The 21015-nt window shown below is 40.3% G+C and carries 20 protein-coding genes; all 20 read right to left on the reverse strand.

The window, feature by feature from the left end; translation table 11 throughout:
- Positions 1-23: 23 nt before the first annotated feature.
- Complete coding sequence (pnp, locus tag MHI60_RS18530; RefSeq protein ID WP_144485224.1) at positions 24-2141, reverse strand: polyribonucleotide nucleotidyltransferase; 2118 nt, start codon at positions 2139-2141, stop codon at positions 24-26.
- Positions 2142-2322: 181 nt separating this feature from the next.
- Complete coding sequence (gene rpsO, locus MHI60_RS18535; protein ID WP_008354438.1) at positions 2323-2592, reverse strand: 30S ribosomal protein S15; 270 nt, start codon at positions 2590-2592, stop codon at positions 2323-2325.
- Positions 2593-2732: 140 nt separating this feature from the next.
- Positions 2733-3698: a bifunctional riboflavin kinase/FAD synthetase gene (gene ribF / locus MHI60_RS18540; protein ID WP_144485222.1), complete on the reverse strand. Its 966-nt coding sequence runs from the start codon at positions 3696-3698 to the stop codon at positions 2733-2735.
- Positions 3699-3715: 17 nt separating this feature from the next.
- Complete coding sequence (gene truB, locus MHI60_RS18545; protein WP_144485220.1) at positions 3716-4645, reverse strand: tRNA pseudouridine(55) synthase TruB; 930 nt, start codon at positions 4643-4645, stop codon at positions 3716-3718.
- 68 nt (positions 4646-4713) lie between these two features.
- On the reverse strand, positions 4714-5064 hold the full coding sequence (rbfA, locus tag MHI60_RS18550) for a 30S ribosome-binding factor RbfA (protein ID WP_007499525.1): 351 nt from the start codon (positions 5062-5064) through the stop codon (positions 4714-4716).
- A gap of 17 nt (positions 5065-5081) precedes the next feature.
- Positions 5082-5360, reverse strand: coding sequence for a DUF503 domain-containing protein (locus MHI60_RS18555; protein WP_024424137.1), 279 nt, complete (start codon positions 5358-5360; stop codon positions 5082-5084).
- The gene (gene infB, locus MHI60_RS18560; protein WP_095408504.1) at positions 5357-7477 is read right to left on the reverse strand and encodes a translation initiation factor IF-2; all 2121 of its coding nucleotides are present in this window, start codon (positions 7475-7477) and stop codon (positions 5357-5359) included. Before infB ends, MHI60_RS18555 begins: the two co-directional genes overlap by 4 nt.
- A 19-nt stretch (positions 7478-7496) precedes the next feature.
- Positions 7497-7799 carry a YlxQ family RNA-binding protein gene (locus MHI60_RS18565; RefSeq protein ID WP_024424138.1) on the reverse strand — a complete coding sequence of 101 codons (303 nt, stop codon included), beginning with the start codon at positions 7797-7799 and terminating at the stop codon, positions 7497-7499.
- Positions 7792-8076: a YlxR family protein gene (locus MHI60_RS18570; RefSeq protein ID WP_095408688.1), complete on the reverse strand. Its 285-nt coding sequence runs from the start codon at positions 8074-8076 to the stop codon at positions 7792-7794. Before MHI60_RS18570 ends, MHI60_RS18565 begins: the two co-directional genes overlap by 8 nt.
- A gap of 15 nt (positions 8077-8091) precedes the next feature.
- On the reverse strand, positions 8092-9207 hold the full coding sequence (gene nusA / locus MHI60_RS18575; protein ID WP_024424140.1) for a transcription termination factor NusA: 1116 nt from the start codon (positions 9205-9207) through the stop codon (positions 8092-8094).
- Between the two features lie 32 nt (positions 9208-9239).
- Entirely contained in the window at positions 9240-9713 is a 474-nt protein-coding gene (rimP, locus tag MHI60_RS18580) for a ribosome maturation factor RimP (protein WP_003211398.1), read from the reverse strand.
- A gap of 658 nt (positions 9714-10371) precedes the next feature.
- Positions 10372-10920 carry a class I SAM-dependent methyltransferase gene (locus MHI60_RS18585; protein ID WP_144485218.1) on the reverse strand — a complete coding sequence of 183 codons (549 nt, stop codon included), beginning with the start codon at positions 10918-10920 and terminating at the stop codon, positions 10372-10374.
- A 200-nt stretch (positions 10921-11120) separates the two neighbouring features.
- On the reverse strand, positions 11121-11867 hold the full coding sequence (locus MHI60_RS18590) for an ABC transporter permease (protein WP_144485216.1): 747 nt from the start codon (positions 11865-11867) through the stop codon (positions 11121-11123).
- Between the two features lie 255 nt (positions 11868-12122).
- Entirely contained in the window at positions 12123-13016 is an 894-nt protein-coding gene (locus tag MHI60_RS18595) for an ABC transporter ATP-binding protein (protein ID WP_144485214.1), read from the reverse strand.
- 21 nt (positions 13017-13037) lie between these two features.
- Positions 13038-13331 (reverse strand): transcriptional regulator, encoded by a 294-nt coding sequence (locus MHI60_RS18600; protein WP_144485212.1) that lies wholly within the window; start codon positions 13329-13331, stop codon positions 13038-13040.
- Positions 13324-13917 carry a hypothetical protein gene (locus MHI60_RS18605; RefSeq protein ID WP_144485210.1) on the reverse strand — a complete coding sequence of 198 codons (594 nt, stop codon included), beginning with the start codon at positions 13915-13917 and terminating at the stop codon, positions 13324-13326. Before MHI60_RS18605 ends, MHI60_RS18600 begins: the two co-directional genes overlap by 8 nt.
- Positions 13918-14174: 257 nt before the next feature.
- Positions 14175-15317: a cellulase family glycosylhydrolase gene (locus tag MHI60_RS18610; RefSeq protein WP_144485208.1), complete on the reverse strand. Its 1143-nt coding sequence runs from the start codon at positions 15315-15317 to the stop codon at positions 14175-14177.
- A 24-nt stretch (positions 15318-15341) separates the two neighbouring features.
- Positions 15342-16571, reverse strand: a complete 1230-nt coding sequence (locus tag MHI60_RS18615; RefSeq protein WP_144485207.1) for an endo-1,4-beta-xylanase — start codon at positions 16569-16571, stop codon at positions 15342-15344.
- Between the two features lie 82 nt (positions 16572-16653).
- Positions 16654-18759: a glycoside hydrolase family 48 protein gene (locus tag MHI60_RS18620; RefSeq protein WP_144485204.1), complete on the reverse strand. Its 2106-nt coding sequence runs from the start codon at positions 18757-18759 to the stop codon at positions 16654-16656.
- A 33-nt stretch (positions 18760-18792) separates the two neighbouring features.
- Positions 18793-20643, reverse strand: a complete 1851-nt coding sequence (locus tag MHI60_RS18625) for a glycoside hydrolase family 9 protein (RefSeq protein ID WP_144485437.1) — start codon at positions 20641-20643, stop codon at positions 18793-18795.
- Between the last annotated feature and the right edge of the window lie 372 nt (positions 20644-21015).

The following is a 21015-nucleotide window of genomic DNA, read 5'->3' on the forward strand; positions in this document are numbered from 1 at the left end:
CTAACACATTTTATTTGATCTCATTAAGACTGCTTTTCTTCTTTTTCCTTTTCTTCACGTAAAACAGCTTTGCGAGAAAGGTTCACACGGCCTTGTTTATCGATTTCAGTGACTTTAACAAGTAATTCATCGCCAATTTTCACGACATCTTCTACTTTGCCCACACGCTCAAGCGCAAGCTCAGAAATATGAACAAGTCCATCTTTTCCGCTGAAGATTTCAAGGAAGGCACCGAATTTTTCAATGCGTTTTACTTTACCTAGGTAAAGCTGTCCTACTTCAACTTCTCTCACAAGATCTTCAATGATTTTCTTCGCTTTTTGGTTCATATCTTCTTCTGTAGAAGAAATAAAGATTGTACCATCTTGTTCGATATCAATTTTCACACCGGTATCTTCAATGATTTTATTGATTTGTTTACCGCTTGGTCCAATGACATCGCGAATTTTATCCGGATTGATCGTCATCGTTAAGATTTTTGGTGCATAACGAGACAATTCTCCTCTAGAAGCAGGAAGCGTTGACAGCATGCTGTCTAAGATTTCCATTCTCCCTTTTTTCGCTTGTTGAAGAGCCTCTTCTAAGATGTCTTTTGATAGACCATCGATTTTGATGTCCATTTGAAGTGCTGTTACACCTTTTGATGTACCTGCCACTTTAAAGTCCATATCTCCAAGTGCATCTTCCATTCCTTGAATGTCTGTCAACACTGTGTAGTATTCACCAGATTTCACAAGTCCCATTGCAATCCCTGCAACTGGTGCTTTAATTGGAACACCCGCATCCATCATCGCAAGTGTGCTTGCGCAAATACTTGCTTGTGAAGTAGATCCGTTTGATTCTAATACCTCTGAAACGAGGCGAACCGTATAAGGGAAATCTTTTTCGGATGGAATGACTGGTTCTAGTGCACGTTCACCTAGTGCGCCATGTCCGATCTCACGACGGCCTGGACCGCGCATTGGACCTGTTTCACCAACACTGAATTGCGGGAAGTTGTAATGGTGCATAAAGCGTTTTGATTCTTCAACACCTAGACCATCAAGAATTTGCACATCGCCAAGTGCACCTAAAGTACAAATACTGAGCGCCTGTGTTTGTCCTCTTGTAAATAGGCCTGAACCGTGCGTTCTTGGCAGAAGTCCTACTTCTGAAGAAAGTGGACGGATTTGATCTACGCCGCGTCCATCTGGACGTACTTTCTCTTCAGTGATTAAACGGCGAACTTCGTTTTTGACAAGCTTGTTTAAGACATCTTTCGCTTGTTTAATCGTCGCTTCGTCACGTTCTTCTGCTTCAAACTTCTCTACTACAGCTTTTTTCACAGCACTGATTGCATCCTCACGCGCATGCTTCTCATGTACTTGAATCGCTTTCAGCAGGTCAGCTTCAGCAAGTGCTTTTACTTCGTCTGCTAACGTTTGATCTACTTCATATAAAGGAATATCGATTTTTTCTTTACCGACTGCCTTCACAATTTCTTCTTGGAATTCAATTAAGCGTTTGATCTCTTGGTGACCGTACATGATCGCTTCAAGCATTGTTTCTTCCGGTACTTCATCAGCACCAGCTTCTACCATGTTGATCGCATCTTTTGTTCCGGCAACCACAAGATTGATGTCACTTTGTTCAAGCTGCTCCACATTTGGGTTAATGATCAGTTTTCCATTCACTCGTCCTACTGTAACGCCGGCGATTGGTCCCTCAAATGGAATGTCAGACACACATAAAGCTAAAGATGAGCCAAACATTGCAGCCATTTCAGATGAGCAATCTTGATCCACACTCATGACGATACTAATGACTTGTACTTCGTTTCTAAATCCATCTGCAAACAGCGGACGAATTGGTCTGTCAATTAAGCGGCTCGCAAGGATAGCCTTTTCACTTGGACGGCCTTCTCTTTTAATGAAGCCGCCAGGAATTTTACCTACTGCGTATAGTCTTTCTTCGTAGTTCACAGTGAGCGGGAAGAAATCAAGTGGTTTTGGTTCTTTAGAAGCTGTTGCTGAGCTAAGCACAGCCGTATCTCCGTAGCGTACGAGGACCGCTCCGTTTGCTTGCTTTGCAAGCTGGCCAGTTTCAACTGTCAGTTGACGTCCAGCCCAGTCTATGGTGAAGACATGTTTCTCTTGTCCCATTCTGAGATAAACTCCTCTCTTATCGTAAAGTTTTAGTTAGTTCTTATTATGAACAAAATGATTTTCACATATCAATGTGAAAGCTGTATGTAGAAGGGTTTTTGCCATTCTTTCAACATTTTAACCATAAAATATTAGTGATTATACGATAAAAAAGCGGGAATCCTCCCGCTTTTTACGATTATCGACGTAAGCCTAGTTTGTTAATTAACTCACGGTAACGAGTTACGTCTTTATTACGTAGATACGTAAGAAGATTACGACGTCTACCTACCATTTTCAAAAGACCGCGACGTGAGTGGTGATCTTTCTTATGAGTACGTAAATGCTCGTTCAAGTTGTTAATTGATTCTGTTAGGACAGCGATCTGAACTTCTGGAGATCCAGTATCAGATTCGTGTGTTTTGAACTCATTAATTAATTGCGTTTTACGCTCTTGAGTAATTGCCATCCTGTTTCACCTCCAAATCATGTTAGCCCCATCTACCTCGCAACCGTCGGTGAAGTCGGTTTGCCAAGTAAGTGGTTTTAAAGCTACAGGAATAATCATACTAAAAATATGCTGAATTTGCAAATGGTAGAGCAGTTTTTCTATGATTTTTTTGTTTGTTTGAGCTGATCTTGAAAAAACTGAATCGCTTCTTCTTTATCTTGACTGATTTGAGCCGTCAGCTCCTGGATTCCGTTAAATTTTCGTTCACTGCGAATGCGCTTGAACCATTGTAATTTAATCGGCTGGCCATATATTTCTTCGTTAAAATCAAAAAGGTTTACTTCAATGGCAGGCTGATCAGGACGCTTTTCATAGAATGTTGGTTTATAGCCAACGTTACAAACGCCGTCATATTCTTTGCCTTTCACTTCTGCTCTTACTGCATATACCCCTGTTGGCGGAATAATGTATTCAGCAGATAAGCCGACATTAGCTGTCGGAAAACCGATCGTCCGTCCGCGTTTGTCTCCATGGATGACAATACCACGAAGCTGATAAGGTTTTCCTAATAGCTCGCTCACATATTCTACATCCCCATTTTTTAATGCGGAACGAATGAGAGTGGAGCTGACTTTTCGGTCTTGATTGGAAAGCTTAGGTACAATAGTTGCCGTGATACGCCCTTTTCCGTATTCATCGAACGTTTCCATTGTGCCTGCACCAAAACGGCCAAACGTAAAATCAAACCCCGCTACTGCGTGCTTCACATTCAGTTCATCCAAATATTGATCCACAAACTCTTGAGGAGATAGTGCTGCAAAACTCTCGCTGAATTGCACGATGTATAAATAGTCAGCGCCCAGCTGTTCGATGAAATCAATTTTATCCTCAAGCGGTGTAATTAAGTCTTTTGGTTCCCGTGCCTTTTGCAAAACATGTGATGGGTGCGGATGAAAGGTCATAACCGCTAAGACCAATCCTTCTTTTTTCGCAATGCTTTTTGCTTCATCAATGACTTTTTGATGCCCGAGGTGAACACCGTCAAAGTAGCCCAAAGCCATGACAGACGGGACTTGATTCTTTTGATTCAATGTATGTGGGTGTGAAATATGTATAGTCTTCACGAGATGTCACCTTTTCTTTAAGATTGCTTGTCCTGAGATAAGATCTTCGCCGGCTTCATCAGGTTCTGTTTGGTCGGGTGCTTCATATATATCGCCAGACAACGACCTGAAGGAGCAAATACAGCGACACGATCCTCCTCTGCGAAATGAGCAAATTCATCAGGCATTGGCAGGACTGCACCGTTTTCCACTTTACTTGCTAATGTATCATTTATCTCCCATTTCGGCAAATGATTGAGCGCACGCTCGATCGGGACAAGGTGCTCATCTACAGTTCCATCCTCACTTATATCTCGCAGCTCATCCAGCGTGATACATTCATCAAGTGTAAAATCGCCAGACCCTGTGCGAATGAGATGTGACATGTGAGCTGGAAACCCTAGTTTCTTCCCGATATCAACCGCTAAAGTTCTCACATACGTTCCCTTTGAGCATAGAACGGTGAATCTAAATGACACGCTACCATCCTTATATGTGACAGGTGTTGTCCGCTCGATACGGTGAATGGTAATTTCACGGCTCGGCCGCTCGATTTCAATGCCTTCTCTTGCATATTCATAGAGCTTTTTCCCGCCAATTTTCACAGCAGAAAACATGGGAGGAATTTGTTCAATGGTTCCTTCAAACTGCTTCAGCGCCGCATCAATTTCTTTTTCTGAGATCGGTTTTTCCACCTTTTTTTCTTCTACAATCTCACCTGTTTGGTCTTCTGTTGTTGTAGAAAAGCCAATCGTGATTTCCGCATCATACGTTTTCGATTTATCTGTTAAGTATTCTACGATCTTCGTTGCTCTTCCGATACAAATAGGCAGAACACCTGAAACCTCTGGGTCGAGGGTGCCTGTATGTCCAACTTTTTTTGTGTGCAAGATCTTTCTTACTTTAAACACACAGTCGTGAGAGGTCATGCCTCTTTCTTTATGTAATAAAAGAACACCATTTATCATCTGCGTTCTCTCCTTTCATAAACGATGAAAAAGGACAGACGATCATCGCCTATCCTTATTTCAACGTCTTATTCGTGATCTTTTGTGTTTAATTCAGCAATCAGGCTTTCAATTCGGTTTCCGTAATCTACGGATTCGTCGAATTCAAAATGCAGTTCTGGTGTTTTGCGAAGTCTGATTCGATTGCCAATTTCAGAGCGGATATACCCTTTAGCCTTTGCAAGGCCTTTTAAGGTTTCCTCCCTTTTCTTCTCGTCGCCAAGAACAGAAATGTAGACTTTGGCAATTTGCAAATCTCCGGATACTTCGACATCGGTTACAGTCAAAAAGCCGATTCTTGGATCTTTTAGCTTTCTGCCTAAGATGTCGCCCAATTCTTTTTTCATTTGCTCACCCACACGGGTTGCTCTCATACTCATGATCTTATCACCTCTAATTAAAACCACTCAGTTTTCGTGATCGTTCGTTCAATTTCAGGAAAAGAATCGATAAAGCTTAATACACGCTGAAGCTCCTTTTCCACTTGAACCCGAGATGAGGAAATCACGGCGATTCCAATTGATGTACGCTGCCATGTATCCTGGTAATCCATTTCAGCAATGGTTACATTGAATTTATGACGCGTTCTTGTCAATATACGCTGAAGAACCGCACGTTTTTCCTTCAGTGAGGATGCATCATAGATCATGCACTCACATTCGGTATAACCGATCATTTTCTTTCGATTTCTTGCATAACGAATGATTCCATGACATCACCTTCACGGATATCATTGTATTTCTTAATGGTAATACCACATTCATAGCCTTGTGAAACTTCTTTCACATCATCTTTAAATCGTTTTAACACGTCAACTTCGCCTTCAAAAATAACGACGCCGTCACGGATTAAGCGGATTCCGCTATCTCTTGTAATCGTTCCTTCAGTCACATAGCCGCCTGCAATTGTACCGATTTTAGATACTTTGAACGTTTGACGAACTTCAACTTGACCGATGACTTTTTCTTCATATTCAGGGTCAAGCATCCCTTTCATCGCAGCTTCAATTTCATCGATGACTTTATAGATAATGCGGTGCAAGCGGATATCTACGTTCTCTGTATCAGCTGTGCTCTTCGCATTTCCGTCAGGGCGTACGTTAAAGCCGATCACGATGGCATTAGAAGCACTTGCTAAAATGATATCTGATTCCGTAATTGCTCCAACACCCGTATGGATGATTTTCACTTTTACGCCTTCGACTTCAATTTTTTGAAGAGCTGCCGTTAATGCTTCAGCAGAACCTTGTACGTCTGCTTTTACGATTAAGTTGATATCTTTTACTTCACCTTGTTTGATTTGCTCAAATAGGTCATCTAGAGATAATTTCGCTTTATCTGAACGTTGTTCGTCCAGTTGCTTAGAAGCACGCGCCTCACCGACTTGACGAGCTGTTTTTTCATCTTTGAATACGAGGAACTGATCCCCTGCATTCGGTACATCATTTAAACCAGTGATTTCAACAGGTGTAGATGGTCCTGCTGTTTTCACGCGGCGACCGATGTCATTGACCATTGCACGTACACGGCCAAATGTATTTCCAACAACAATTGGGTCACCTACATGAAGTGTACCTGTTTGAACAAGGAGGGTTGCAACAGAACCTCTTCCTTTATCAAGCTCAGCCTCGATGACAGTCCCTTTTGCCGCACGATTTGGGTTGGCTTTCAGTTCTGCAACTTCGCTGACAAGAAGGATCATTTCGATCAATTCGTCAATGCCTTCACCTGTTTTTGCAGATAGTGGAACGAAGATCGTTTCACCGCCCCAAGCTTCTGGTACAAGACCATGCTCAGTTAACTCCTGCATCACACGGTCAGGGTTCGCTGTTGGTTTGTCAATTTTGTTGACAGCGACAATGATTGGCACTTCTGCCGCTTTTGCATGGTTGATGGCTTCAATTGTTTGCGGCATGACACCATCATCTGCTGCAACGACTAGAATTGTCGTATCCGTTACTTCGGCACCACGTGCACGCATCGTTGTAAATGCTGCGTGTCCAGGTGTATCAAGGAACGTAATTTTTTTGCCATTTTCTTCAATTTGGTATGCACCGATATGCTGCGTGATTCCACCTGCTTCGCCTTCGACGACTTTTGTCTTACGAATGCTGTCAAGAAGAGTTGTTTTTCCGTGGTCAACGTGTCCCATGATCGTCACAACTGGAGGGCGTACTTGCATATCTTCTTCTTTATCTTCAACTTCATACTTTTCAAGTTCAGTTTCTTCTAAAATGATGACTTCCTCAACTGGAACACCATATTCAGAAGCGATTAATTCAACTGTATCTTTATCAAGTTCTTGGTTGATCGTTGCCATGACACCAAGCATCATCAGCTTTTTGATGATTTCAGCTGTTTCTTTTCCAAGCTCATCAGCCAGTTGGCCGACGGTCATTGAATTTGTAAATTCAATTTTTTCAGGAAGCTCTTTTTTAGGCTTCACAGGTCTAGCTTGCTGATGCTGCGGTTTGTTATTTCCACCGCGTTTGTTTTTGTTTTTATTTTGGTTGTTGTTTTTTTTGTTTTTATTAAATTGATTATTCTGCACGTCATTCTTCTTTCTATCATTGTTTTTGTTAGATGATTGTTTTTTTTGTTCTGCGGGTTTCTCGTTAGCTGTCTCTTTTGCTTTGGCTTTTTTATAGATAGCGTCTAGCTTTTTCACAGTGTCGTCTTCAAGCGTCGCCATGTGGTTGTTCACTTCCACGTTCATATCCTTAAGCGCTGCTATAATATCTTTACTTGAAACATCTATGGCTTTTGCGTATTCATATACTCTCACTTTAGCCATTCGTTCACCCCCAAATAAATTAATCGAGCAAGCTTATGAGCTTCTTAGCGAAGCCTTGGTCAGTGACAGCGACAACTACGCGAGCTTCTTTCCCAATAGAACGTCCGAGAACGGAACGGTCTTCAACTTTTCTAACCGGAACATTATAAAATTTGCATTTGTCAGATACCTTTTTCTCTGTGTTAGATGAGGCATCTGCTGCAAGAAGAACCAGCTTAGCACGCGCATGTCTAATTTCTTTGATCACCAGATCTTCTCCTGACACGACTTTACGAGCTCGATTTGCTAGACCAAGCAAAGGATACCATTCAGATTCATTCATTTGGTTTTTTCACCTTTTCAGCTAGTTCTAGTAATTCTTCAAATATGTGTTCGTCAATCTGTGTCTGAAATTGCTGCTGTAAACTGCGTTTGTTCTTTGCCGCAAGAATGGTTTCTTTATCGAGAGAAAGGTAAGCTCCGCGTCCGTTCTTTTTTCCGGTTGCGTCAACAGACACTTCACCTTCTTTAGAACGAACAACACGGATCAGTTCTTTCTTTGGTTTCATTTCTCCCGTCACGACACATTTTCTAAGCGGGATTTTTTTTCGGCTATTCACCTTTAACATCACCTCTTATTCGTCAGATTCCTCAGCTACTGGTTCAGCCTCTAAGAAAAGAGATTCAGAGTCTTCAGTTCTTGGGAAAATACCGAGTTCCCTTGCATCTGTTTCGCTTTTAATGTCAATTTTCCAGCTAGTCAGCTTTGCTGCAAGACGAGCATTTTGACCTCTTTTACCAATCGCTAATGACAGCTGGTAATCAGGGACAATGACTGTTGTCGCCTTGTCTTCTTCATTCACAATGACATCAAGTACTTTTGATGGACTCAGCGCATTGGCAACAAATTCAACCGGGTCATTAGACCAATGGACAATGTCAATTTTTTCGCCTTTTAGCTCATTGACAATTGCTTGTACACGCTGACCTTTTGGTCCAACACATGAGCCAACTGGATCAACATCAGGATCATCTGTACGAACAGATATTTTAGAACGGTCCCCAGCTTCTCTAGCAACCGATTTAAGCTCTACAGTACCATCATAAATTTCTGGCACTTCAATTTCAAATAAACGCTTTAAAAGACCTGGATGTGTTCTAGACACATAAATTTGCGGTCCTTTAGTTGTTTTTTCCACTTTTGTAATGAACACTTTAATGCGGTCATGCGGTTTGTATTCCTCATTTGGCATTTGTTCATTGACAGGAAGAAGGGCTTCGATTTTGCCAAGTGACACGTAAATGAATTTACTGTCAATTCGCTGAACGATTCCCGTCATAATGTCTTCCTCGCGGTCGATGAACTCAGTGTAGATCACACCACGCTCTGCTTCTCTCACTCGCTGCGTCACAACTTGTTTCGCTGTCTGAGCTGCAATGCGTCCGAAGTCTTTTGGTGTGACTTCAATCTCAACGACGTCACCAACCATGTAATTCGGGTTAATATTGGCTGCATCATCTACTGAGATTTCAAGACGAGAATCATACACTTCATCTACAACATCTTTTCTTGCGAACACACGAATCGTTCCCGTTTCGCGGTTTAAATCAACACGAACATTTTGCGCTTGATTAAAGTTACGCTTATATGCAGAAATGAGTGCAGCTTCTATTGCTTCAATTATAATTTCTTTACTAATACCCTTCTCTTTCTCAAGAACAGTCAGGGCATCTAACAACTCACTACTCATTTTTATGGTTCCCCCTTATATCAATGAAAAGGTTAATTGAACGAAACTGCTAATCTTGCGTTAGCTATTTTTTCGTATGGAATATTGATCTCTTTCTTTCTTGTCTTGATCTTCACTGTCACTGTTGCAATCTCACCATCAAAGCTTGTAAGCTCACCTTCAAATGCTTTTTCACCATCAATTGGTTCATATGTTTTCATGAAAACATTTTTTCCAAGTGCTTTTTCAAAATCAGCTTTTTTCTTTAATGGGCGCTCCGCTCCAGGAGAGGACACTTCAAGAAAGTAGTTTTGGCTAATCGGATCTGCCTCATCAAGCTTTTCGCTCAAGGCTTCGCTCACTTTGGCACACTCTTCGATATCGACGCCTTTATCAGAGTCAATAAACACGCGAAGGAACCAGTTTTGACCCTCTTTGACAAATTCAACATCAACGAGTTCAAGCTGTAAGCCATCTAAAATTGGCTGTACCATTTCGCTTACGACATCCACTACTTTTTTGCTCATTCTCTTCCTCCTTGTGCTTTCGATAAACGCTCTTATCAATCATTCTGCATAAAAACCCTGCTTTATGTGAGCAGGGGGAGCAGAAAACGGATGAATAATGTCGAGACAAAAATTGCCTGTTCAATACAAAAGAGCGGGTTTCCCCACTCTTGTCTCGGTAATCGTTAGCATTTCCATAAAAACTATACCATATCCAATTTTTTTATGCAAATGAAGTTCCTCCTTAAAATAGGTACTCGTTCATCGATTACTGCAGCATGTTCAGTACCATTAATACCTCTCTCTTCCTTTATATATAGATATATATAGACGGAAAGCCACTCTGACCAGAACGGGCTGGGAATAATGCAGCTGTATGCAATGAGAGCGAAGAACAGGGCCCCTATGAAAGAAAGTAATATCTACACTAAGTCATTTCTATTTCGAAAAAACATTTTGTATGACACAGGGTGGGTATTCATATAGAAGAAAAGAGTGTATCAGTTCAAAGCTCCCTAATGGATAAAAACTTCAACGCTAAAGAAATAAACAGTTCAATTTTAATCCCTTTGCTCCCTCACTTCAAAGAAACAAACGCCACTTTAATTTTTAGCGAATAGCAATTTAGAGATCATTCACATTATACATAAAGAAAGAACCATGTTTACATGGAGTTATTCTATCCAGACTGTTTAATAAGCCATGCATGTAAAAGTAAAGGTGTCTTCTGTTCTGAACTGCTATATTCGTCTGGAACCTGTCTTAACGTTTGTTGTAAATTTTCATTTCCTATTAACGATAAAAACTCCATACTAAATGGGCTAAACCCTCCAATTATAGAAGTACCAATCTTATACATCATATCTTTTCTAGTTTTGGTCATATAGGTGAGTAACTGTTCGAACTCAGATAATGTCAAAGAGGCGTGATATTGATCATATAAATACAGTTCCTCTTCTTTGTTCTGAACTGAACTCAATCCACTTTCTAGACTATCTCGATTTAAATCAACAATATAAATAATAGATTCATTTGATAAATAAGGAATTAGCTGTTCTAATAATGCTAACGGATCATCAAACAGCCCAAAACACAAATGTATTAAAATCACATCATAACTTTTCGCATGTGATGAAAAATTTTTGATATCTGTACAAATAAAATTAGCTTTTATATTCAATTTATTTGCACAATGTATGGCTTCTTCCGATGAATCAATTCCAGTCAAATTTTATATGGCCGAAAACAACTTTCAACATACAGTTCTACCTCTTCACTTAACATTGCCTCACTCCTTTTCTACAGACGGCATACATGTATTGATTTTGTGGTCAGCGTTTTAGAAATAGACTACTTGAATTTTAGATAAATCATTAAAATCAACATTTAAAGTTTATGTGCATAACATTTAGCTGGAATTTTTAGAGGCTAGCCTCTGGCTCTCTTTATATATTTTTTATAGCCAACTAACGAAAGAATAAACCCTAACAGTGTATAGCCTATAAGGACTACTGTTACTAAGATCAAATTCTCTCCCCCGGGTAGTGTTGATACTGATTGCACTAAGCCTTGATGTGCCCAATACTGCGGGAAGAGCATTCCAATTATTTTGAGATAACCAGGTAATTGATCAAATGGAGTCCATAAACCACAAGCAACTGCTGTCCCTAAAGCAATCATGTTTGTCATCACTAGGCCTGTATTCTCAGTTTTAGCAAATGCGGCGATGGCAACTCCCCATGAAGTCACTTGCATTGATAATAGGACAACTACTAAGAAATACGAGCTGTATTGTGTTATTTCAATACCATATAAATAAACCCCTAAAATGGTTAACAACAAAACTTGAAATAAAATGATGATAAAGAAAGGAACGCACTTTCCAAGAAAAAAATGATGCGGCTGTAAAGGAGTACTTGCTAGCCTTGCCACAATTCCTTTCTCACGATCTTTTACAAAACTAATGACAATTGAAATAATGACAAATGTGGAGAAAAACACGCTCATCCCTGTCACTGATTGAGAAGCAACCAATGTTTTTTGTGCTTGAGAACTACCTGATGTAAATAATTCTATTAAAAGAATAATTGAAGCAACTGGTAATAAAATGGTCCAGAACAACAATGATCGATCTTTCACCTGTTTTATAGATTCGATGCGGACTAATGGCCACATAAAAATCACTCCCGTTATATTAATTTGATTCCCATTCTATATAACTCTTAAATAATCACATTTTTTATTTATTTTACCATTTATGGATGTGACGAATTAGAATTAGTCACATAATGTTGACTAATTACGTATGATTTTAAATCTACGGTACACACAAATTCATTCTGTTCGTTAGATTTATGCTCTTTCTACATCAGTTACTCTTTTAAGTTAATTTAATTGAAATACGAGAGTGGTTTTCATTCATAAAGATATTTATTGTAATTGATCACGTAAATCTGTTCCTGTTAATTGAAAAAAGACATCTTCAAGTCTCGGTCTGTACAAAGATAATTGCTCGGGAACCAATGATTCCTTTTTACTCAGTTTAGCCAAATCTTCTAAAGTATCTAATGGTTTTGTAGTTTTTACTAACACTCCACCTTGATGAGTAATAAAATCATACCCGAGACTAGTTAATGTTTTATTAGGAATCATAGATTCAAAAAAGACAGATGTTTCTGCGTAACGATTCAAAAGCTCACCTATTTTTCCTTCTTCTACAATTTTCCCTTTATCAATGAAAGCCACATAATCACATAAACTCTCTATTTCCTCCATATAATGACTAACATAGATAATAGTTCTTCCCTCTTCCTTCAATTTGTTAATGATGTCGAAAATATAACGTCTTGATTGAGGATCTACCCCCACTGTCGGTTCATCTAAAAGAATTAACTTAGGAGCGTGCATTAGAGCGCAACCAATATTCAAACGACGTTTCATTCCTCCTGAAAAGCTTTCAACTATATCATTTGCTCTTTCCCACAATCCAACATCTTTTAGTGTTTTTTCTACTCGTTCATCTAATGTCTTCCCTTTTAAACCATAAATCTGTCCAAAAAACTCCATATTTACTTTAGCTGTTAACTTTTCCTCTAAGCTGATGTCTTGAGGGATGTAGCCGAGCACACTTTTAGACTCACCAACATGCTCAACTCTGCCTTCATAAGATTTTATGATGTGAGATATAATTTTCATCAAGGTTGATTTACCAGACCCATTTGGACCTATTAATCCATAACAAACTCCTTCTGGAATCGTTAATGTAATACTGTCTAACGCTTGGGTAGTCCCGTATTTTTTACTGACGTTTTCTATTTTCAACATTTGGCACCCTTTCCTTCCATCTCATTTATTTTTTAAAATGGCTTCAATAACACTCAAATATTCTTTGTAGGCGTGCTCTCCCAACTCTGTTATACTAACGATTGTTTTTGGTTTTTTATCCACAAAAGTCTTTGTGATTAGCACATAGCCTGCATCCTCTAATTTTTTTAAATGCGAACCCAAATTACCGTCTGTTACAGATAAAGAACCTTTTAAGAAGCTAAAATCACATTTTTCATAAACCATTAATAAACTCATAATCCCTAATCGAACTTTTGGATGGATTAAATCATTTAAACTATTGACATTACTCATTTCCTTGTCCTTTTCTTTTTAAAATCACGCCAGTTAATAACAAACTTCCTCCACCAATAAAAGCAAAGATAATGTTCATTAAACTAGGAAATAATAAAAATGTAGTTACACCTAAAACACTTAGCCAGAACCCCATAATAAAGATCTCTTTAGCCAGAACAATACCTAAGAGTAAATACATGATAGAAACCAATAAAACAACATAAAAGGGTAAATTCTTTAATGTATATGGTAATAAACCAACACATATTAAAAAAATAAAGATACCTAAAATGATTCCAAGACCAAGCCATGTGTATTGCAATTGAGTTCTTAAAAACAAGGGCATCGGTATCATTTTCTTTTGTTTAAAATATGTAGTTAAAGTGATAACCCAGCCCGCAATTCCTAAAATAAGCCAAAAGACACCTGTAGCTATTGAGTTAGCAAAAAGTAAAGGGATTGAATATCCCATTATCCAAATGAGGCCCCAAATGATAAAATAAATACTAGTTTGTTTACAATACTCTGTTTTATAATTTGTAATCGTCTTGATATGAGATAAATTCTCTAATATTTCTGAATTATTTAATTTTTCATTATTCATAAATAAACTCCTCTTCCACAAAGAACTCTGTGATACAGAGTATAGAATTAAATTTCCATTTAGTCAAGTTATTGGAAATATATTTTTATGAATTAATATAAAAAATAAATATAACCACCTCCTTCCTCAACGATCTCATAAATACCTTCTGCTTGTTGATCGTTTCTGAAAACCTTTTTCAATGGTTGGTCTCATAACCGTTTCATATTTCAAGATATTTAAATATAGAGAAGATGATAAACATGCATTCTCATATTCTATTTGGAAAATCGGTTCTTTTCATTCATTCTTTTCGCATGTTCACTGATAAGTGCTGCCTCCCTGCTCCCTTTTATGATGCGGAAACCGTCATAATCTGGATAAAGCGAGTTATCGTCCTGAATGCTAGTTAAAATCCAAAATTGACTGCCAGCCCCTCCGAGCCGCTCAACCGCTGACAGCCAGCTTTGATATACGTCAGGACGTGCTGATTGATTTTGATAGCCAAACTCTTCTAAAACAACTGGTTTTCCGATTGAGTTCCCGCGGGTGATATGGTCTTCAATCCATTTCACTCCCCAAGGAGCAGATTTGTTCCAGTGATCTGGGTACAGATGATAGGTCCCATAATCGATATTAGGAAGAGCCGTCAAACGGTCCCAATCGACCCCTTCTCCGCCTCCGTAAAACCAATCTTCATGCCCTGGTATGCGAAAGAACCCTTCATCTCCTACTGCAACAAGATGGTGACGATCCAGCGATTTGATCCATTTACTCATTTCATCTGCCCATTTGACTAGTACATTTCCCGTTGGATCTGACTGAACACGCGGCTCATTGGCTAACTCCCAAGTCATAATAGCTGGATCGTTTTTATATTGAACACCTGTATACGTATTGGTTCTTTCTAATACATAGCGCACATAATTTTTGTAAGCTTTTTGAATACGAGGATCTGTATAGAAGGCATCATGCGATCCTGCCTCGAACCACTTTACGTATTGATTCATACCGCCAAAGTCATCCCAATTGTTCACTAGTGGGATAACAAGCTTTATTCCTTCCTGTCCTGCTTTATAAATCGCATAATCTAGTTTTTGAAAACCCGATTCTTCATAGACCCCTGGACTAGATTGTAAGACTGAGTTTTCTTGAGGGGCCCCGTCATGAAAGCCCCATATCCTGATGACCTTTAAATTCATTGCTTTCATATCATCGAACACAGCATCTACCATCTTTTTAGATTTGTAATGGAAGTAGTAATTATTTGTGCCGGCGAAGTAAAATGGTTGATTGTTCAGCGTAAATTGTGTACCAGACGTCTGCACATAAGCGGCGGCCTTAATCGTAAGTGAAAACCAGCCTGACCATATAACGGCCACAAGTATGAAGCAAGACACTCTTTGAGCCCACTTTTTCATTTACATTCTCCTCACAATCTATCTCTATCCTTCTTTAGGCAAGATTACGTCTAGTTGAAACGGTGTTTGTTCATTTGAATCGAGTTCAATTGTCTGCTGTTTGAGCATTTTATTTTCTTTGCCGATTCTAATCTCATATGTTCCGTGAAATGCTGGACATATCACATTGCCATTAGCATCTGTTTTTTCAACTCTTTGGGTCGTCCACTCATTTAGAAGCTTTTCATAACGTCGTCCTGCTTCATTTAAAGACCAATCATAATTCACGATGGCCGCATGTTCACCTCTCCAATGGGCACCTGCCCAAAATCCCCACATCAGTACTCCTTTAACGGCTGGATGACTAAATGCGACGCGATATAAAGCCTCTAGGTTATCGGCTCTTCTATTAGGGTCAGGGTGAACAGAGTCGTACTCTGTGACCCATATTGGAAGACCAAGCTCAGCAAGCACATCGAGCCTCTCTTTGACAATGACTGGATCGACCCGTTCTTCAAAATGACCTTGAACCCCAATCGCCTCAATAGGTGCGCCTAACTGACGCAGTTCATTGATATGCGCTTTATACGCATGGTGCTCACCATATGAGATCACATTATAATCATTCACAAACAATAGTGCTTTGGGGTCAATTTTTTTCGTTTCTTCATACATCCACTTCCAAATATTTTTCCCAAAGCGATCTTTAAAAAATGAGCCGTGCATCATTTCATTGTTTACATCCCAGTGACGGAATCTTCCCTTAAAATGATTGCCCGCATGCTCAAGCCGGTTTTTCATGGCTTCATATACTTCGTGATTCGGCAGTGACCTCAGCCAGCTTGGATTCGCATCCTCTACCTCCCAAAATAAAGCGTGCCCCCTCACTGGAAGTTGATGTCGATCTGCAAAATTCAGCATCGCATCTGCTTTTTCATAGGTGATTTTTCCTCTTTGCGGCTCATTCGCATACCATTTTGCCTCATTTTCAAAAACAGCCCAATTAAAATGCTTTACGAAAAAATCAGCATATTGTTGATTAAATAACACTTGGTCATTCATTGCTGAACCAAATGCGAATTCATGCCTGATTTGCTTCATTTCAACCTCTATACCTGCTACTGGCTTTTTATCACCGTTTGTCACGTTGATCACAATATCTCTTTGTCTATGTTCTGAGATTCGATCATCCGCCTCTTTTTTCCATATCGGATTTTCCTGCCCATTTTCGCCACTATTGAATGATTGATGAAGAAAGCTTCTTTCTTTAACCATGTAAAATCACCCTTATTTTCATTGGATTGATATTACCTATTCAAACTGCCGGCTAGAAAGCCGACAGTTTGATTTTGACCTCTTAGTTGATCAGTCGATGATATTCAGCATAGGCAGTGGCCATATCCACTTGAGACCAGAAGCGGTGATAAGTGAAAACTGGTGCGCCATTCTCCCATTTGCCTGTAGCTTCATTAAATGAAGACTGATATTTACTTTCGAGTGAAGACCACGCTGGATCTTGTTTAATCTTCGGACGAAGATCAGCAAAACTCGTATAGACCCCATTCCCTCCTCGCTGCGGGTCAGAAGGAATGGTGCTGGCTCCAGGAATCTGATTTCCTTGACCAAATGTCCCGTTCCATCCATTTGGGAAATACACTTCTTTTCTAAAGAAACGGTCATAGTCTTCTCTATCTTCCTCTGTCACTATGCCGACGCCATCATTGTAATTCCATGCAACCTCTAGGAGCTGCGCGGCTGCATCTTTCGCTCTTGCACCAAGAGCTGTATAATCACCTGTTTCCAGTTTTGTGGCCGCAGCAAAGAATATCAAAGCTTTGGCAAGACTTCCTAATACGCCCGTATCCTGAGTCGGATCTTTTGTTACAGCTGTTAAATTTGGATTCCCTGTTGCAGACTGGAACCCATTCCAAGTATCAGGCTGTCCGCTCCAAGCAATATTTCCAGGAAGCCAAAACTCTCCAGGCGCACTTGTTGTAGCAACAGAAACGTTTGTTCCTCCTAGAATTCTTTGTCCTTGGTCATCTAAGAAATAACCCTCTTCATCCGACACAGGACGGCTGCCGATAAAAATGTAATCTAATGCATAGCTGACCCATTTTGTCATGACAGATTTGGCCATTTGGACATTTTCAGATGTTTTGTCGCCATCTTTCACAAAAATATAATAAAGCTCTGCTACGCGCTCCATTGGCCACGCCTGCATCCCAAACCAGTTATTTGATGGCGGATCAAGGTAAACAGGCGCATCTTCATATGCCATATCATAAAAAGTACTTCTCCCCGCCGGATAAGCGCTATAGTCTCCATTCCAGCTATTGGTTGCGCCTCCTGCTATGGCTCCCTCTTTCGATTGAAGCCATACGTAAAATTCAAGCTGCCTCTTTAATGTTTTTTCCCAATCGCTTGCCCCGGTAGCTGAAGATGGCTTTAAGCCTCCTTTATCTGAGGATAAAGCATAAGCGGCAACAGGGTTTTGATATCCCTGATGACAATGGCTCGCCCCGATTCGCCATGACCAGTTTGCATAATCCCCAAGTCCTCCGCCCCAAGAGGTATACCATGCCATTAAATAATGACAGCCGCCCTTTCCATTTCCAGGATACGGATTCCCCTGCTTTCCGCTTCCAATCGTTTGAAAATATTTATCGTACATGCCGTAACGGAGGAAATCCCCCATTTTTTTCGCTTTATCAAGATAAGCCGGCTTATTATAGCCGAGCTCCTTTGCCCAATACATCGCTTGTATCGCACGTGCATCAGCATCCGTTGCATTCGTATAGCGCCACTGAGCAGCTGGAGCTTGATTTTCTTTTGTGAACAAGCTCATAAAGCCTTCATTCGGCTTACCAAAAGATTTATCGTCCTGTGATGGATGAGGGATGGATTCCCATACAGATTCCTGTGGACCACGCTGGAAGGTGTTCACATATGCCGCTTTATGTGATGGGTTGAGCAAGTTTCCATAGCCATACCAGTTATCTACGTCAAGAAGCCAGTGCATTAAATACGTTTCATTCGATCCATAGGTTGATTTCAATTCACTATCAATTGGATCTTGACCAGCAGAACGGGCACCGGTTAATTGGCTTGGGTATTGATCCGGAAATGGTTTCTCTGCTGCGTATGTGGCTGGACTGGACGGATTATAAGCATTCATATGCGGCTGCTCATCATGTCCATCCTCATTGACTGGAATGATGTACTTCTCCATATTGTCCCAAGCTGCCTCTAATTTGCTCCAGTCCCCTGTGTAATGTCCGTACAGCACCTCAAGCCACAGCCAATAGCTATACGCTTCTGAAGTTGTCATATGCCCATAATCAGGTGCTTCACAAATGAGCGTCTCGATTGAATGATACGGAATTCCTTCTGGTGAAAAATATCCATTCGCATCGCTTTTAATTTGATGATAAAGCGTTAAAAACCGTTCTTTGTTTGACAAGTCCTTCACCCTTTCAATAAACTCGTTGTTTTTTTATTTGTCTGGAAGTGTGCCAAATACTAAAACACCATCGTCAAAGACAGGAATCTTCGGTGTTTTTTGCATATTGGATGTTAACCCTTGATAGGAATAATCATTTGAGGCATCCCATATATTCGATCCATTTGGAGCAGATAATCGAAATTGTATTTCCTTCCTATGCTCAGATTCTCCTCCAGGGAAAATAGCTACGCCCGTAAAATCGATCTCTGCAAAATAGACGCGGCTTGATGCGTCATATACCTTTAAAGGCGATAAGGAAGCGCCTTCATTGTAGGCTGCTGTCACTTGAATATCCTTTTCCGTGAATCCCTTTGCAAAGACCTCACTCAGATTGACGTAATATCTAAATGACAGTGTTTGACTGCTTCTTGCCGGCCAGCCGGACCGGTTGTAAAGCACTGCTTTCACTTGAGTAGATGTTGTATCGTTATGCATCACAGCCGCCTCTACAAAAAACTCATCCTCCACCTGTTCTTTAGGCGGGAAATTTGGCAGCTTTGATTGTCCTTGACCAAAAAGCTGCACCATTTTGGCGATATTTCCAGTAAAGGCGGCATTATAATCGGTCGCCACCTCGTTTGATATATAATCCGAGATGTCATCGTCATATTGATCCTGTGCATTAGGGCCCCCAACAAGCGCTCCATAAAGTGTGTGCCGATGAACTGAAGGATTTGTCAGCTGGTTCGACCATGAGCCGTGTGCAGTACGATGGTGCGGATGCTTCGGCGGATTCTGGCCAAAACCAACGACGTAGCTTCTATTCAGCGGATTGTCACCTAGCATATAGTGAGTTTGCTTGATCGCAAACGATTGGTATCGATTCTTCTTTTCTTGATCAGATACCCAATCAGCATATACAAAGGCTAAAAATGCTGCATTGGCGGCATAACGAAGTGAACCCCATTGATCCAGCCATGCCAAACCGCCAGGCGTATAGGTGATTCTTTCTACTTTTCCATTTTGAACAAGACCTGTGGTCCAGTAATCAAGATTACGCTCAGTCGATTCTATAAATCTGTTCTCTTTCGTGATTCTTGCAAGTAAAATTTGTGAAGCAAAAAAAGTATTGTCCCATGACATTGTAAACGTATAATCCCAATCCTTCGGCCATTCCTCTACTGCTTTTAATGCTTGGTTTAAATACGTTTCTTCATTTGTGGCCAAGTACAGCCAGATTCCGCCCCAAATAAGTTCGTCAACATAGCCGCTCCAGGAGTTGTAAAATGGCTGCGCATTGGTGACACAATCTGTATATTTGCCGCGATACCTGTCAGCAAATGCATATAGCTGTTTGGCGTGCGTCAAAAGCTTTGCTGCATAGGACGCATCTGTTTCTTTAAAAATAATAGAACCTGCTGCTAAAGCCGCCGCAGTTTGTGCAGCTACTTCTGTTCCAGGACAATGTTCATCAATTTTAAAAGCTGGCCGGTTCATCGGCATCACTTCTGCTGGTCCCCACCAAGCGTGATCGGCGTTTCCATCACCGACTTGCGCCCAAAATTCATTCGGTCCTGTATGTGCTTTCAAGAAATAATCCGTTGCCCACTTGATTTGATCTAGTATCTCATCAAGCAGCTCCGCCTCTTCATAAGCTTCTCGATATTCATATACTGTCCATGCAAGCACGGCTGCTGAGTAAGCCATCGGAAGTCCAAATTTCACATGATCTCCTGCATCATACCAGCCGCCAGTTAAGTCATGCCCAACATCCTTCCCGTCCTCTAGTCCAGAATCTCCCCGCCAGTTAAGACGATTACTTTCCGGAAGCCGGCCTGACCGCTGTGCTTCATAAAACAGCATGGATTTTTGTAGAACCTCTACATAGTTGTAAGATGCCATTTCTTTATTGCTCACCCCTTCTTTTTAGTGAAACATTGATCAATAGACGAACCGCCTCCTTTTTATCTTTCGTTTCGTGATCTGTACAGTTTTGAAAAGAATCAAATAGTTTCAAAAATAAGCATAGTAAACAGCAATCAGCTTTACGCTCATCGAAGGTTTTTCTCTTGATTCTCCTTCTGACTGTACCCAGAATGATCATATGTCGCTTAAGAACATTTCAGACGGCGAAATTCTCTTTTGAGCTCTATTTGGGTAGAAAGAATGACATACAATCTCTTCTCTTAAAACATCACGATAAATCAAGATATATGAACGAATAAGAAAATAATTCCAATTGATAAGAAATCTTTATTAGTTAACATAATAAAA

Origin of the sequence: Bacillus sp. FSL K6-3200 (genome assembly GCF_038630485.1) — a bacterium.
GTDB classification, from domain to species: domain Bacteria; phylum Bacillota; class Bacilli; order Bacillales; family Bacillaceae; genus Bacillus; species Bacillus safensis.

Coding starts and splice junctions, on each gene's coding strand:
- MHI60_RS18595 (WP_144485214.1), bottom strand. CDS start 13,016: ATGTTGAAAATAGAAAACGTCAGTAAAAAATACGGGACTACCCAAGCG.
- truB (WP_144485220.1), bottom strand. CDS start 4,645: ATGATAAATGGTGTTCTTTTATTACATAAAGAAAGAGGCATGACCTCT.
- MHI60_RS18610 (WP_144485208.1), bottom strand. CDS start 15,317: ATGAAAAAGTGGGCTCAAAGAGTGTCTTGCTTCATACTTGTGGCCGTT.
- MHI60_RS18565 (WP_024424138.1), bottom strand. CDS start 7,799: ATGAATGAATCTGAATGGTATCCTTTGCTTGGTCTAGCAAATCGAGCT.
- MHI60_RS18600 (WP_144485212.1), bottom strand. CDS start 13,331: ATGAGTAATGTCAATAGTTTAAATGATTTAATCCATCCAAAAGTTCGA.
- nusA (WP_024424140.1), bottom strand. CDS start 9,207: ATGAGTAGTGAGTTGTTAGATGCCCTGACTGTTCTTGAGAAAGAGAAG.
- pnp (WP_144485224.1), bottom strand. CDS start 2,141: ATGGGACAAGAGAAACATGTCTTCACCATAGACTGGGCTGGACGTCAA.
- MHI60_RS18590 (WP_144485216.1), bottom strand. CDS start 11,867: ATGTGGCCATTAGTCCGCATCGAATCTATAAAACAGGTGAAAGATCGA.
- MHI60_RS18615 (WP_144485207.1), bottom strand. CDS start 16,571: ATGGTTAAAGAAAGAAGCTTTCTTCATCAATCATTCAATAGTGGCGAA.
- rpsO (WP_008354438.1), bottom strand. CDS start 2,592: ATGGCAATTACTCAAGAGCGTAAAACGCAATTAATTAATGAGTTCAAA.
- infB (WP_095408504.1), bottom strand. CDS start 7,477: ATGGCTAAAGTGAGAGTATATGAATACGCAAAAGCCATAGATGTTTCA.
- MHI60_RS18605 (WP_144485210.1), bottom strand. CDS start 13,917: ATGAATAATGAAAAATTAAATAATTCAGAAATATTAGAGAATTTATCT.
- rbfA (WP_007499525.1), bottom strand. CDS start 5,064: ATGAGTATGAGAGCAACCCGTGTGGGTGAGCAAATGAAAAAAGAATTG.
- MHI60_RS18625 (WP_144485437.1), bottom strand. CDS start 20,643: ATGGCATCTTACAACTATGTAGAGGTTCTACAAAAATCCATGCTGTTT.
- rimP (WP_003211398.1), bottom strand. CDS start 9,713: ATGAGCAAAAAAGTAGTGGATGTCGTAAGCGAAATGGTACAGCCAATT.
- MHI60_RS18555 (WP_024424137.1), bottom strand. CDS start 5,360: ATGATCGGTTATACCGAATGTGAGTGCATGATCTATGATGCATCCTCA.